Source organism: Telluria sp. ZB2R32 (assembly GCF_059685715.1).
Genome location: NZ_JCASIG010000001.1, coordinates 458,991 through 473,662 on the forward strand (window position 1 = coordinate 458,991; position 14,672 = coordinate 473,662).

13 protein-coding genes are annotated in these 14,672 nt (G+C 67.5%); 8 read left to right on the forward strand and 5 right to left on the reverse strand.

The features are described 5' to 3' along the window. Nucleotides 1-104: 104 nt before the first annotated feature. On the forward strand, nucleotides 105-1,448 hold the full coding sequence (locus AC56LG_RS02005) for a head GIN domain-containing protein (RefSeq protein ID WP_497164459.1): 1,344 nt from the start codon (nucleotides 105-107) through the stop codon (nucleotides 1,446-1,448). Nucleotides 1,449-1,461: 13 nt separating this feature from the next. Here the strand turns inward: AC56LG_RS02005 and AC56LG_RS02010 are convergent, their stop codons facing one another. The 4 genes from AC56LG_RS02010 to AC56LG_RS02025 form a co-directional block, all read right to left on the reverse strand. Beyond that, complete coding sequence (locus AC56LG_RS02010; RefSeq protein ID WP_497164460.1) at nucleotides 1,462-2,883, reverse strand: sulfatase-like hydrolase/transferase; 1,422 nt, start codon at nucleotides 2,881-2,883, stop codon at nucleotides 1,462-1,464. 231 nt (nucleotides 2,884-3,114) lie between these two features. Beyond that, nucleotides 3,115-4,371, reverse strand: a complete 1,257-nt coding sequence (locus AC56LG_RS02015; protein ID WP_497164461.1) for an MFS transporter — start codon at nucleotides 4,369-4,371, stop codon at nucleotides 3,115-3,117. 98 nt (nucleotides 4,372-4,469) lie between these two features. Beyond that, the gene (locus tag AC56LG_RS02020) at nucleotides 4,470-4,706 is read right to left on the reverse strand and encodes a helix-turn-helix domain-containing protein (protein WP_497164462.1); all 237 of its coding nucleotides are present in this window, start codon (nucleotides 4,704-4,706) and stop codon (nucleotides 4,470-4,472) included. Beyond that, entirely contained in the window at nucleotides 4,706-5,239 is a 534-nt protein-coding gene (locus AC56LG_RS02025; RefSeq protein WP_497164463.1) for a hypothetical protein, read from the reverse strand. Before AC56LG_RS02025 ends, AC56LG_RS02020 begins: the two co-directional genes overlap by 1 nt. A gap of 77 nt (nucleotides 5,240-5,316) precedes the next feature. On the opposite strand from AC56LG_RS02025, the gene AC56LG_RS02030 reads away from it, so the two are divergent. The 7 genes from AC56LG_RS02030 (at nucleotide 5,317) to AC56LG_RS02060 (ending at nucleotide 13,792) form a co-directional block, all read left to right on the forward strand. Next, nucleotides 5,317-6,132, forward strand: a complete 816-nt coding sequence (locus AC56LG_RS02030) for an alpha/beta hydrolase (RefSeq protein WP_497164464.1) — start codon at nucleotides 5,317-5,319, stop codon at nucleotides 6,130-6,132. Between the two features lie 302 nt (nucleotides 6,133-6,434). Then, entirely contained in the window at nucleotides 6,435-7,310 is an 876-nt protein-coding gene (locus AC56LG_RS02035; protein WP_497164465.1) for a glucosamine kinase nucleotide-binding domain-containing protein, read from the forward strand. After that, nucleotides 7,307-8,392, forward strand: a complete 1,086-nt coding sequence (nagA, locus tag AC56LG_RS02040) for an N-acetylglucosamine-6-phosphate deacetylase (protein WP_497164466.1) — start codon at nucleotides 7,307-7,309, stop codon at nucleotides 8,390-8,392. Before AC56LG_RS02035 ends, nagA begins: the two co-directional genes overlap by 4 nt. Nucleotides 8,393-8,406: 14 nt before the next feature. Continuing rightward, entirely contained in the window at nucleotides 8,407-9,417 is a 1,011-nt protein-coding gene (locus AC56LG_RS02045) for an SIS domain-containing protein (RefSeq protein WP_497165009.1), read from the forward strand. Nucleotides 9,418-9,430: 13 nt separating this feature from the next. Next, nucleotides 9,431-11,008: a glycoside hydrolase family 3 protein gene (locus AC56LG_RS02050; protein ID WP_497164467.1), complete on the forward strand. Its 1,578-nt coding sequence runs from the start codon at nucleotides 9,431-9,433 to the stop codon at nucleotides 11,006-11,008. A gap of 234 nt (nucleotides 11,009-11,242) precedes the next feature. After that, nucleotides 11,243-12,583 carry a tetratricopeptide repeat protein gene (locus tag AC56LG_RS02055; RefSeq protein ID WP_497164468.1) on the forward strand — a complete coding sequence of 447 codons (1,341 nt, stop codon included), beginning with the start codon at nucleotides 11,243-11,245 and terminating at the stop codon, nucleotides 12,581-12,583. Nucleotides 12,584-12,721: 138 nt separating this feature from the next. Continuing rightward, nucleotides 12,722-13,792 carry a flavodoxin family protein gene (locus AC56LG_RS02060; protein ID WP_497164469.1) on the forward strand — a complete coding sequence of 357 codons (1,071 nt, stop codon included), beginning with the start codon at nucleotides 12,722-12,724 and terminating at the stop codon, nucleotides 13,790-13,792. Nucleotides 13,793-13,841: 49 nt separating this feature from the next. On the opposite strand, the gene AC56LG_RS02065 is transcribed toward AC56LG_RS02060, so the two are convergent. Then, the gene (locus AC56LG_RS02065; protein ID WP_497164470.1) at nucleotides 13,842-14,642 is read right to left on the reverse strand and encodes a glucose 1-dehydrogenase; all 801 of its coding nucleotides are present in this window, start codon (nucleotides 14,640-14,642) and stop codon (nucleotides 13,842-13,844) included. Nucleotides 14,643-14,672: the final 30 nt, after the last annotated feature.

The window sequence follows — 14,672 nt, forward strand, 5'->3', positions numbered from 1 at the left end:
GTCCATACCGTGATTTTGCACGTCTATCGGTTGGGCTGCACGCACCACTTCGCTTTGGCCTATCGTGCGGACTCCCAGCCATACAAAAACAACAAAGGACCTCCATGAACATCAAGCACACCGCCCTCGCCGCCCTCTTCCTCTGCGCGGGTGCCGCCAGCATGCAGGCCGTGTCGGCCGAGCAGTCCCGCAGGAGCACCACTACTACAACCGCCCAGCGCCCGGTCGGCGCCTTCAATGCCATCGAACTGGCGGGGCCGTTTCGCGTCGTCGTGACCGCAGGCGCGCCGCGCCTGGAACTGTCGGGCGACCCGAAACAGCTGGCCGAGATCGAAACCGAGGTGCGCAACGGCACCCTGGTCGTGCGCCAGCGTGCGCGCTCCGGCTGGAATATCCACTTCGGCAAACGCGACCAGCCCGAGACCGTCGTGCGCATCGGCGCCAACGGCTTGACGAGCCTGACCAGCAGCGGCAGCGGCGACGTCGAGCTGGACGCGGGCAAGGGCGAGCGCTTCGTGCTGGCCGCGCACGGCCCCGGCGACATCCGCGCCCGCGGCGACGCCAGGCTGTTCGAGGTGAACAGCAGCGGCAGCGGCGACGTCGACCTGCGCCAGGTAAAGGCAAACAACCTCGCGCTGTCGATGTCCGGCCCTGGCGACGTGCGCCTGGGAAGTGTGGGCAACGAACTGAGCGCGCGCATGAGCGGCTCAGGCGACCTCGAAGCGCTGGACTTGCGCCTGGCGCGCGCCGTGGCCCAGATCAGCGGCCCGGGTAACGCCAGGCTGCGTGGCAGCGCGCGCGACCTGCGCGTCGAGATGAACGGTTCGGGCGACCTCGACGCCTGCGACTTGCAGGCAGAAAGCGTCAACAGCCGCCAGAGCGGACCGGGCGATGCCTGCGTTGCCGGCGCCATCCGCCAGTTCGAGGCGGAAGTGAACGGTTCCGGCGACCTCGACGTTCGTGGCTTGCAGGCCGGCCGCGCCATGTTACGCATGAGCGGCCCCGGCAGCGCGACCCTCTCCGGCAGCGCCGACGAACTGCGCGCCAACCTGAGCGGTTCCGGCGGACTCGACGGCGGCGGCCTGACGGTGAAAAGCGCCACCATCGACAATGGCGGTCCCGGCGACGTGTCGCTGGCGCGCGTCACCGACAGCCTCGACGCGTCGCTGCACGGTTCGGGCGACCTCAGCGCCAGCATCGACGGCAAGCGCGTGCAGCTCAGGATGCGCGGCCCCGGCAACGTCGAACTCGATGGCCGCGCCGAGCGCATCAGCGCCCAGCTCAGCGGTGCCGGCACGCTGCACGCGCGCCGCCTGACGGTGCGCCAGACCGACATCGACGTGCGCGGTCCCGGCAGCGCCGCGGTGAACCAGGTACGCGAGGAAGCCGGCGGACGGCGCGAAGAACTGGTGCAGGTCGAGCGCGGCGGACAGCGCCGGCACAACTGAGGTTTCTCCCACGTCATCGCCGCGCCGCAATCCACAGCGCGCGGTAGCTGTCGGAGCGGTTCATGACGGACGCGCGCAGCTCGCGCAGGCGCTGCGGTGCGGGCTGGACGGCGTGCCGGTTGAAGGCGCTGTAACCGAGCCCGAGGCGCCCGCCCTCGACCGTAAAACCGCTGAATTCGAGAATCGTGGGCAGGAAGTCGAAGTGCACCAGCTGCGCGCGGTTCCGCTCCGGCACCGCCGCGCCGATAAAGGCGTTGAACAGCGAACGCGCCGGCAGGCGGGCGAGCTTGTGGGTCAGTGGATTGCGCCGCGCCAGGTGGTCGCCCAGGATCACGATGTTGGTGTCGAGCAGGTAGCCACGCGCGGCGACATGGTCGACGAAGGCGGCGATATCGTCGGCGCTGCAGCGGATCACGCCCTCGAAACCGGCATGGCCACGGCGCGCACAGCCGCGCGACAGGTGGCCGAAGGGTTCGTGGCTGTCCACCGTCAACAGCGTCAGGTTGAAGGGCTGGCCGGCGGCATGCAGTTCGCCCAGCCGGGCGCGCGCGCGTCCGAACAGGTCTTCGTCGTATAGCCCCCAACCGTTCATGGCGTTTTCCGGCACGCCATCGCGCTGCCAATCCTCGCGGCCCAGGACCTCGTGGTAATGATGGGCGCGCAAGAATTTCCCTTTCCCGGCGAAGGTCGGCGAGGCTCCGCCCATGAACACGTTGCGATAGCCGTGCCGGGCCAGGATGTCGCTCAGGCAGACGGCATTCGGCAGGAAGGCCTGCACCACGTCGCCCTGGGTCGTCTCGTCGAACACGGTGATGCGCTTGAGCGGCACGCCGCACCCGGTCGCCACCATCGCGGCGATGGTCCAGCCGGTGCCGGGCACCTGCTCGAACTGGTCGGAATGTTCAATATCAAAACTGCGGGCGGCGAGATCGGTCAGGGGAGCGATCAGGTTGTCGCCAAAGACTGCGCGGTTGCTGTAGCCGGCCTCCAGGCTCTCGACGTAAATCAGGATCAGGTTCTTGGGTTCGACGCGCTGCACTGCCACCTTGGCGGGCGGCACATAATGCTGGCCGAAGTAATCGGGGCCGGTGTTGGCGGCAACGAATTCCATGATCGACAGCTGCGACAGCCAGAGGGCAATGGCCGCGATCAGCGCCGCCACCGGCAACGCGGCGCGCAGGCGGGCCGACAGCCGCTTGCCGCGTGCGATGACCCAGCGTTCCGCCAGCAGCACGCACACGAGCAGCAGCAGCGGCACCACGACGCACCAGCGCACAAAGCGCCGCACCACGGCCGGATCGGAGGCGCCCAGCCCCTCCGCACCGAACTGCAGGTGGTAGCTGATCTGGTCGATGTCGGGCATGCCGAAATAGCGGTTGATCCAGTAGTTCCAGCACACCAGCAGGATGGCGACCAGGTAGACGCCGGTGCGCATGACGGCGGCTGCATGGTACGCAAGTGGGCTATGGAAAATCTTCATCGCTGGCGTGCGTGTCGTGGCTACCTGAACCTTGTAACCCGACGTGCCGGCTGAGCTCATGCGGGGCGTCATTCGTGCCAGCCGAACTAAATGGACGCGTTCCGCGACAAACGGCCAGGCACCAATAAAAAAGCACGCGCTCCACAGGGAGCGCGTGCCTTTATCGATTCCCGCGCTGAAAGCGGATCAGCCCTTCGCCGCCATGGCCGGCGCCATCAGGGTAAATCCTTTCAAGGGCAGGCGCATCGACACGGCCGCCGCCGCCAGCAACAGCAAGCCGGCGGTGCCGAACGCGACCCAGTGCGTGCCGAAGCGCTCGAAGGCCCAGCCGCCGAGCCAGGAACTGAGCATGGCGCCGACCTGGTGGCCGAGGTAGGCGGTGCCGTACATGAGGCCGACCAGGCGCACGCCGTAGATATCGGCCAGCATGGCCGACGAGGTAGCGATGCTGCCCGCCCACACCAGCCCGCCGATGGCGGCGGCGATGTACAGCTCCCAGTGGGTGCCGACCACGAGCAGCGCGAAGAAGCCCAGGCCGCGCACGAAATAAATGGCGCCGAGGATGTTGCGGCGCGCCGTGTGGTCGGACAGCCGGCCCAGCACCAGCGTGCCGAGAATCGCCACCAGGCCGATGAGGCCGATGCCGTAGGAGCTGGTCATGGCGTCGAAACCATGGTCCATCAGCATCGGTACGCCGTGGGTGCCCAGCAGGTTCATGCTGAAGCCGCAGGCAAACAGCCCGAACACGATTTTCAGGAACGGGGCGGTGCGCACGGCTGCGGCGAAGCCGAGGCTGGCCTGGACCGGCGGCGCCGTTTGCGGCGGGCTGCCGGCCGCAGCCGGCAACAGGTCGGTGCCGGCCGGCGCGTCGTCGCGGATGATGAACAGTGCGGCCGGCACCGTGACTACAGCGAAGATGACGGCGAAACCCAGCAAGGTCTGTTGCCATCCCACCGAGGCAACGGCAAAGGTCAGCACCGGCGTCAGCACCGCCATGCCGGCCATCGACCCGGTCGACAGGAAGAACAGCGCCATGCCGCGCTGGCGCGTGAACCAGCGGCTGATGACCGGCGTGAGCGCCACCGGACTGGTAAAGCCGAGGCCGAAGGACATCAGGACGCCAAAGGCGAGCAGGAAAGAGACCGGGGTACGCGCCGTCACCGTCCACGCCGTCGACAGGAACACGATTGCCGTGCCGAGCAGGAGCACGAAGCGCGTACCGAGGCGCCCGACCAGGTAGCCGGCCAGCGGCATCGCCAGGCCGTAGCACAGCATGCCGATGCCGATGATCGACGCGAGCAGGCTGCGGCTGAAACCCAGGTCCTCGGCCATCGGCAGGAAGAAGGGACCGATGCCGAGACGCATGCCGACAGTGAGCATGGTCAGCAGGGTGGCGGCGGCAACGATGTTCCAACCGGGGTACCAGGAAGTGCGGGTCGTCATGAAATGGAGGTGTCAGCGAATTCAAATGCGGGGGAGCAGGCTCCGATGTCCTTTCGACACTATATCGGATCTGGCGCGCCTGGCCTAACCGATGGCGCTTATATGTCGAGCCCCTCCCCCTCCTGGGCTGCGCCCGGCACGTAACGGATGATGTCCCCAGGCTGGCAATCGAGCCGCTCGCAGATCTTTTCCAGCGTCGCAAAGCGCACGCCCTTCACCTTGCCCGACTTCAGCAGGCTCAGGTTCTGCTCGGTGATGCCGACGTAGGCGGCCAGTTCCTTCGATTTCACCTTGCGCTGGGCCAGCAGGACGTCGAGTTCGATCACGATGGCCATCAGACGAAGCCCTCGTTATCCTCGGCGATGCGGCGCGCCTCGTGCATCATCGAGACGACCACGAAGAACAGCGCGCAGATCAGCACCAGCATCAACTCTTCCGACGAGATCCCGACCTGGACGCCTTGCACGCCGCTGCCCAACCCATGGCGCCACACGAAGGCACGCAGCGCCGGTTCGAGCACCGTCAGCACCAGCGTCCCCAGCAGCGCGGCGGCAAAGGCTTTCATGTGGCCGACGGTGCGCAGCGCGAACATGCGGCCGCCGGCGCAGGCTCCCAGCATGCGGTCCAGGCGCAGCAGCGCGTAGCCGAGCAATAGCAAGGCGGGCAATGCGCAACCGATGCCGGCCCAGCGCAAGACGGGCGCCAAGTTGGCAACCGCGTTCGCGTCCATGCCGCGCGGAGAAAAGCGCATGGTGACGGGTCCAACCTGAACCGGCTCGGGGAAGACCCAGGACAGCAGGAAGTAGGCAAGCTGCAGCAAGGCGAGCAGAGCCGAGAGGACACGCACCAAGCGGATGTAGCCACTCATTGACTTATCGTTATTCATTAACTTATTATCGTTTAACGTTAATTTTTTATTCCATTACAATCAGTATAACAGGAGGTATGATGCAAACTTCAGTGCTGGCGATGACGATAAGTATCCTATTGGCGGGATGTGCCCAGGTGCGCGTGACCGAGCGTCACTTCATCCGCCCCGACGCGCCCGGCACCGTCCCCGCACAACGCCTGGCCAGCGTCGCCACCGACCTGACAGTCGCGGGCCAGGACGGCGCCATGCTGAAGGGCGTGCTGCTTGAGCAGCCTGGTGCGCGCACCTCCATCCTCTATTTCGGCGGCAACATGTTCCATCTCGACCAGCACGGCGACGCGTTGCTGCCTGTGCTGGGCGCCTGCGGCACCAACGTCGCCGTGTTCGACTACCGCGGCTACGGGCGTAGCAGCGGCACGCCCACGGTCGCCAACATGCGGGCCGATGCGCTGGCCATCTTCGACGCGGTGAATGCGCGCTTTCCCGGCCGCGTGATCGTGCACGGCCAGTCGCTCGGCAGCTTCATGGCCGCCCACGTCGCCGCGGCGCGGCCGGTGCTGGCGACGGTGCTGGAAACCACCGCCACCAGCGCCGAAGACCTGGTGTCATCCAACATCCCCTGGTATGCCTGGCCCTTCGTGCGGATCGAACTGGACCCGTCGCTGCGCCAGGTCGACAACCGCAGCGCCGCCGCGCGCTTCCAGTCGCCGGCGCTGGTGATCAGCGCTGGCCAGGACACCATGACCCCGCCACGCCTGGGCAAGAAGGTGTTCGACGCCATCCCGCGCCAGGACAAGCAGTTGCTGCTGCTGGAAAAGGCCGGACACAACGGCGCCCTGCACAGCGAAGGCGCCAGCGCCGCGTATTGCCGCTTCGTACGCGGCACCTGACCGGGTGCGGCCATGCCGACCTGGGTTTATAGTGATCGGCGCTTTTTGTTGGTTAGTTACATAAATACTAGCTGTGATTCCGGCTCCGGCACCTGGGACACTCTGTTTCGCAGCCCAGCAATACCACCTCATCAATACCAGTTCAGATACGGCGCCAGCCCGGTCTCTTCATAGGACAACCGGGCTGCGGGCGCCGCATCTCCCCACCCGGCGCGCACGAAAGACTAATACCAATTAAATACCTGTTGACAAGCTCAACCCGCCTCCCTATAGTGCCCTGACCTCCCCGGCACTCATTTCCCATGATCGAATATCTCATCGGCGTCGATGGCGGCGGCACCGGCACCCGCGTGCGCCTGACCGACCCCAACGGCGTCGAACTGGCGCAAGCATCCGGCGGCCCCTCCGGCCTCTCCCACGGCATCGCCAATGCCTGGACCACCATCCTCGCCGCCATCGGCGAAGCCTGCGCGGTGGCCGACGTCGGCTCCCCTCCCCTGTCCTCGATGGCGATCGGCCTCGGCCTGGCCGGCGTCCACAACAAGGACTGGGCGGCGCAATTCGTCGCCGCCGATCCCGGCTTTGCCGCCCTCGTGCTCGACACCGACGGCTTCAGCACCCTGATGGGCGCGCACGGCGGCAAGCCGGGCGCGATCGTGGCGATCGGCACCGGCAGCGTCGGCGAAGCGATGCTGGCGGACGGCAGCAAGGTCGAAGTCGGCGGCTGGGGCTTCCCGGCCGGCGACGAGGCCAGCGGCGCCTGGATGGGCTTGCGCGCGCTGAACCATATCGAACAGGTGCTCGACGGCCGCGTGGCCGGCGGCGCGCTGGCGCGCGACGTGATCGCCGCCTGCGGCGGCAGCCGCGACGCGGTGCAGATCTGGCTCGGACGCGCCAACCAGACGGCCTATGCCGGCCTGGCGCGCTTCGTCGTCATGCATGCCGACGCCGATCCGGTGGCGCGCGCGATCCTGGAACACGCCGGCCAGGAAGTGGCGCAGATCGCCGACGCGCTCGACCGCAGCCACAGCCTGCCGCTGGCCCTGTGCGGCGGCCTGGGCGAAGTGCTGCTGGCCTACCTGCCGCCGGAAACGCGGGCGCGCTGCCTGCCTGCCCAGGGCGACTCCGCGCGCGGCGCCCTCTTCATGATCGAACGCCACCTGGAGAAGCACGGATGAAAGGCAATATCCTCACTTCTGGCGGCTGGGTCCATGGCGAGCTGCGTTTCGGCGCTACCATCGATACCATCGAGGGCGGCAAGGTCGATCCCGCCAGCAATGGCGACGACTACATCCTGCCCGGCTTCATCGACCTGCACGTGCACGGCGGCGCCGGGCGCGACATGATGGAAGGCGGCGACGCCCCGCACGCCATCGCCGCCCTGCACGCGCGCCACGGCACCACCAGCCTGCTGGCCACCACCATGACCGCGCCGCCGCAAGACATCGAGCGCGCGCTCGGCGCCATCGGCGCCGCCTGCAGGGAGCGCGGCAAGCACGAGGCGCGCATCCTCGGCGTGCATCTCGAAGGCCCGTACATCAACGCCGCCAAGCTGGGCGCGCAGCCACCGTTCGCCAAGGAAGCGACGCTGGCCGAAGTCGAGGCCTACGAGCGCCTGGCGCCGCTGCGCGTGATCACGGTCGCGCCCGAGATTCACGGCCATCTGGAACTGGTGCGCACGCTCGCCGAAGAAGGCATCCGCGTGCAGATCGGCCATACCAGCGGTTCGTACGAGGATGGCGTGGCCGCGATCGCACACGGCGCCGCCGGTTTTACCCACCTGTTCAATGCGATGCCGGGCCTGCACCACCGTGAACCGGGCATGGTCGGCGCCGCGCTGGCGCATGCGCAGTACGCCGAGATCATTCCCGACCTGCTGCACGTGCACCCGGGCGCGATCAAGGTGGCGCTGCGCTCGATCCCGCACCTGTTCTGCGTGACCGATTCGACGGCCGCCGCCGGCATGCCCGACGGCGAATACATGCTCGGGCGCCAGGTTGTCCATAAATGCATGGGCGGCGTGCGCCTGGCCGACGGCACCCTGGCCGGCTCCACGCTGACGATGGATGGCGCGCTGCGCAACCTGGTCAAGATCGGGCTGTCGATCGAAGAAGCCTCGCGCCGCGTGTCGACGAATGCCGCCGACTATCTCGGCGAAACCCGGCGCGGACGCCTGACGCCCGGCTGCCATGCCGACTTCGTCGTGCTCGACCGCGACCTGAACATCAAAGCCGTCTACATCGAAGGAGAAGCGCTGTGACCGAAACCTCGCTCATGCTGCAGGAAGCCATGTCCGCGGGCGATTGCGTCGCCCTGCAACTGTCGCAGGACGGCGAGCGCTACGCGGAGCTGGGGCGTACGCTGCGCGCTGCCGGGTTCAACAGCGCCGTGACGGTCGCGCGCGGCAGCTCGGACCACGCCTCCGGCTATGTCGCCTACCTGATCATGTCGCGCATGGGGCGGCTGGTGACTTCGCTGCCGATGTCGCTGATCACGCTCTATAAATCGCCGCTGGTCACGCAAGGCACGCTGGCGATCGCGATCTCGCAATCGGGCCAGAGCCCGGACGTGGTCGAACCGATCCAGTACTTCCGCGACGGCGGCGCCACCACGGTGGCGCTGGTGAACGACGCCGAATCGCCGCTGGCACACAGCGCCGCCTGGACCATGCCCCTGCATGCCGGTAAAGAGCAGAGCGTGGCCGCGACCAAGAGTTTTATCACGAGCCTCGTTGCGGGCGCACGCCTGGTGGCCGAATGGCAGGACGACGCCGAGCTGAAGGCGGGCCTGGCCGCCCTGCCCGCCGACCTGCGCGCCGCCTCCCGGGTCGACTGGTCGGCGGCGATCGAGGTGCTGGCGCCGGCGCGCAACATCATGGTGGTCGGACGCGGCATCAGCTTCCCGATCGCGCTGGAAGCGGCCCTGAAATTCAAGGAAACTTCGGCCCTGCAGGCCGAAGCCTTTTCCGGCGCCGAGATCAAGCACGGTCCGATGGCGCTGATCGAAGACGGTTATCCCCTGCTGATCTTCGCCACGCGCGGACCGGCGCAGGCCGGCCTGGTGGCATTGGCGCTTGAAATGCGCGGGCGCGGTGCGCGCGTGCTGCTGGCCGCGCCCGACGACATCCTTGAACGCGACCTGACCCTGCCGGTGGCGGCCACGCCCGACCTCGACCCGATCGTCGCGATCCAGGCCTTTTATGTGATGGCGGCACACCTGTCGAAAGCGCGCGGACTCGATCCGGACCGGCCGCGCCACCTGAGCAAAGTCACCAGGACCAACTAAGCCAACTGAACCCATGGACCACCTGAGACAACTCGCCGGACAGCTGATCATGGTGCGCCTGTTCGGCACCGAACTCGATGCCGGCACCGCCGCCTTCATCAAGGAGAACCGCGTGCGCGGCGCCTGCCTGTTCCGCCAGAACATGACGGATGCAGCGCAACTGACCCGCTTCACCGCGGACCTGCGCGCAGCCATGGGACCGCAAGCCCTGATCGCGCTCGACCAGGAAGGCGGCGCCGTGGTGCGCTCGACCTGGGTGCCGGCGCCGCCGTCGGCAATGGCGCTGGGCGCGGCCAACGATCCCGATCTCGCGCGCGAGGTCGGCGCCGCCGTGGCGCGCGCAGTGCGCTCGCTCGGCTTCAACTGGAACTTCGCGCCGGTGCTGGACCTGAACAACAACCCGCACAACCCGGTGATCGCCGAGCGCTCGTTCGGCGCCGATCCCGCCACCGCCACCCGCATTGCGCTGGCCTGGATGGCCGGCAGCGAATCGGAGGGTGTGGCCTGCTGCGTGAAGCACTTCCCCGGCCACGGCGACACCCACGTCGACTCGCACCGCGCGCTGCCGACCGTCGACAAGCCGCTGGCCGAACTGGAGCGCTTCGAGTTCGCCCCCTTCCGCATGGCGGCGCAGGGAGCGCGGGGTGCTCACACTGCACCGGCCATGATGACCGCGCACATCGTCTATCCGGCGCTCGACGCCGAATATCCGGCGACGATGTCGCGCACCATCCTCACCGGCATCCTGCGCGAACAGTGGAATTACCAGGGCGTCGTCATCACCGACGGCATGGACATGCATGCGATCGCGCACCGCTACGGCGTCGGTCATGCCGCCGTGCGTGCACTGGTTGCCGGCGCCGACATGGTGATGGCGATCGGCTCGCGCGAAAACCAGGAAGAGACGGTCGCCGCGATCGCCGCCGCGATCGGCTCGGGCGAATTGCCGCTGGCCGAGGTGGAGGCACGCCTGGCGCGGCTGGACAAGCTGGCAGCCGCGTATCCCGCAGGCGCCGCAAGCAACACTGGCGCCGCCATCGCGGCGACTGCGGGCTGCGAGGTCATGGCCGGCGAAGCACCGGGCGCCGACGAAGCGCCGATTTACTCCACCGACGATGCGGACCGCGCCCTGATGGCGCGCGCCTGGCAGCGCGGCCTGAGCAGCCGCGGCGCCGTGCGCCGTCCCGCGCCCGGCAGCCGCATCCGGCTGGTGGCGCGCCAGGACGTGGTCAGCGACGGCGTCTCCGAAGCCGGCGTGCCGGCGGCCAGCATCGCCGCCTCACTGGCGCACCTGTTCGACGTCGAACTGGTCACCTTTGCCGATCCCGCCGGCTTCGACTGGAGCGCATTGCCGCAGGATGGCCGCTTCACCATCCTGGCCTCGACCTCGCGCCGCCGCTACGACCCGGCCCTGCGCGCCACCTGGCATCCCGACCTGCACCTGGCGCTGTGGAACCCCTACCAGGCGCTCGACTTCGATGCGCCGGCGCTGATGACCTATGGCTTCGCCGCTCCGGCCCTGGCTGCGGTCAACGCCTGGCTGGCGGGCGAGATCGAAGCGGCCGGCCAGTGCCCGGTGCCGGGTTTCTGATCGTCGGACTCGTCAGCGCCAGCGCCGATTGCGTTATCGTGTTTGAAACACGGTAACGCAATGTAACGCCGGCCCCGGCAGCGCCCCTCCTGCGGCACAATTGCGGCGCAGGGTGCCGCCGTCCGGGCACCAATTATGGGACAATGCCCGTTTGCTCAAGCTTGGCAAAATCGCCATCTTGCCGCGGATCGCATTTCTTGTTTTTCTCCGCTCATCTTTTTAGAAGGATCACTCATGTCCCATTTCCGCCTTGCTCGCCTGTGCCTGCTGCTGGCTGCCGTCGGCCTGAACACCGCGCCTGCCCTGATGACGAGCGCCCACGCCCAGAAGCAGGCAGCGCCCGCAGCAGCCGCGCCGGCCAACACGGTGCGCCCGGAGCTGTTCAAGCTGCTCGACTCGGCAACCATCCAGCAGCTGATCGCCGCCAAGAATACCGCCGAACTGCAGAATCGCATCACCCAGGCCGACGCGATTCCGAACAAGACGCCGTACGAGAACTACATCCTGAACCGCATCAAGATGGCGGCCGCCTCGGCGGCCGGCAACGAACAGGGCATCCTGACCGCCGCCGAAGAAGTCGTCAAGTCGGGCTTCGAGCCGCAGGAAAACCAGGCCAAGCTGGTGCTGGCGATCGCCAACATCCAGTACAACGCCAAGAACTACGCCGCCGCTAGCGAACAGCTCAAGCGCTATGAATCGATGGGCGGCAACATGGCCGAAGCCCGTCCGCTGCAGATCCGCGCCCAGTACCTGAACAAGGACTACGCCGGCGCCAAGACCCAGCTGCAGCAACTGGTCGCCGAGTCCGAAAAGGCCGGCAAGGCGCCGTCGCAGGAAGACCTGAAGCTCTTCATGAGCGCCGCCCACGAAACCAAGGACACCGCCGCCTACGAGACGGCCGTCCAGAAGCTGGTGACCTACTACCCGAGCGACGAGTACTGGGGTGAGCTGATCCGCGTGAGCGTGATCCGCAAGCCGGGCTTCAGCCAGGATAACTTCCTGCCGGTGCTGCGCCTCTACTTCGGCACCATGAAGACGCTGCGCGAGGAAGATTACGTCGACCTGGCCGAAACCGCCCTGCGCGACGGCTTCCCGACCGAAGCGAAGAACGTGCTCGACGCCGGCTACTCGGCAGGCGTGCTGGGCAAGGGCGGCAATGCCAAGGCCCACAACGCGCTGCGCGCCCGTGCCGACAAGGGCGCGGCCGACGACGCGAAAAACATCGCCGCCGGCGAAGCCTCGGCTGCCAAGGCGAAGACAGGCGCCGGCCTGGTCAACCTCGGCTGGGCGTATTCGACGATGGGCCAGCACGACAAGGGCATCGCCTTCATCCAGCAAGGTATCGCCAAGGGCGGCCTGAAGCAGCCCGACGAAGCCAGGCTGCGCCTCGGCGCGGCCCAGGCCAAGGCCGGCCGCAAGGACGAGGCAATCGCGACCTTCGAGAGCGTCAAGGCCGGCGGCGGCCTGTCGGACGTGGCGCGCGTGTGGGTCATGACCCTGCGCCAGCCGACCGGCGCCACCGCAGCGGCAACCACGGCATCGACGACGACCGTCGCACCGGCGCCAGTGAAGTAAGGTTCCTGACGTACTGAAAAGCGGGCGGGCGCCATGTGCGCCGCCCGCTTTTTTTTATGGCCGCAACCGTACGCCAGCGTACATCCCCACCGCTGGACATTACCGATAATCGGTCTTCATTCACTGAAGGGTATGTTTATGACGACGGTTCGCACGGGGCAGGCGCCGCCACGGCTGGAACGCGACGAGTTCCGCAGCAAGTTCATGGAGGGCTTTTTCGATCCCGCCTACCAGGAAGTTTCAACCGAACTGGCCGCGGTCGAGGAAGTCGCCTGGCAAGCCTACCAGGACAAGCGCAAGGCGCCGGTCACGCTCAAGGCGGGCGTCGGCTTCGCCGATCCCGATTACGACCTGTCGGTCGAATGGAAGGCCGCGCGCGACCGCCTCCTCGCCGCCGAAGTCCACCAGAAGAATCCCGATACGCCCAGCCGCATCCTCTTGATCAACGCCTCGGCGCGCAACGACGGCAGTTGCCCGAGCGAGATGTCGAAGTCGTGGCGCCTGACCAAGATCGCGCGCGACACGCTGGCCGGGTGCGGCATCGAGGCCGACCTGCTCGACCTGTCGCGCCTGACCTCCGATTACGACCGTCACATCCACCCCTGCAAAGCCTGCGCCTCCACCGCCATGCCGCTGTGCCACTGGCCGTGCAGCTGCTACCCTAACCATTCGCTGAACCAGACCGGCGACTGGATGAACGAGATCTACGAACGCTGGGTGGCCGCGCACGGCGTCATCATCCTGACCCCGGTCTACTGGTACCAGACGCCATCGACCCTGAAACTGATGATCGACCGCCTGGTCTGCGCCGACGGCGGTAACCCGGACCCGAGTTCGACCCAGGGCAAGGATGCGATGATGGCCAAGGAAATGGAACTGGGCGGCTGGGACTATCCGAAGCACCTGGCCGGACGCGCATTCGGCCTGGTGGTCCATGGCGACGTCGCCGGCATCGAAGGCACGCGCCGCTCGCTGACGGACTGGCTGAACTGGATGGGACTGGTCGACTCGGGCAGCTTCGGCACCCTCGACCGCTTCATCGGCTATTACGAATCCTACGCCGACAGCCACGAGACGCTCGACCGCGACACCGACGTGCAGGAAGAAGTGCGCAACGTGGCGCGCGCCGTGGCGCAAACGGTGCAGGACCTGCGCGCCGGCCGCGTGGTGCCGCCGGCGGCGAAGTTGAAGGCGCCGCGGCCCAAGTAGGGTGGGCACTCGTGCCCACGCTGAAAGCCCGCCTCGTGTTAACGAACAATCAAATCGCCGTAAACCCGCCGTCGACCGACAGCTCGTGCCCGGTCACGAACGAGGCCTGCTCGGAACACAGCCACAACACCGCATGCGCGATCTCGGCCGGCTCGGCGAAGCGTCCCATCGGATGCGCCGCGCGCAGCTTCTTTTCCAGCCCCGGCTCGCGTCCGACCGCGCGCGCCAGCATCGGCGTACGCACCGCGCCCGCGCACACGGCGTTGACGCGGATGCCGTCTTTTGCATGCTCGAGCGCCGCGCTCTTGGTCAGTCCGGCCAGCGCGTGCTTGCTGGCGGCATACACGCCCTGCCCCGGCGCGCCGACCGCGCCAAACGCCGACGACAGGTTGACGATCGCGCCGCTGCCCTGCTGGCCCATCTGGCGCAGCTGGTATTTCATCGACAGCCAGGCGCCCTTGACGTTGACGTTCATGACGCGGTCGTAGACCGCTTCGTCGAGTTCGGCCAGGGTGCTGCCCTCTTCGAACAGCCCGGCGCTGTTGACGGCGCAGTCGAGGCGGCCGTAGCGCTGGACGGTCTTGTCGACCATGGCGGCCACCTCGCCTGCCTGCGTGACGTCGGTCGCCACGAACAGCGCCTTGCCGCCGCCTTCGACGATCATCGCCGCCGTCGAATGGCCGCCATCGACGGCGACGTCGGCCACCACCACCGCGGCGCCGGCCCGGCCAAATGCGAGCGCCACCGCGCGGCCGATGCCGCTGGCGGCGCCCGTCACCAGCACGACCTTGCCGGCGAACGAGATCACGCCCTGAACTTCTCCCTGCTCCTGCACTTTCCTGCCCTTCATGAACTGCTCCTGCCTGTTACCGACGCTTAT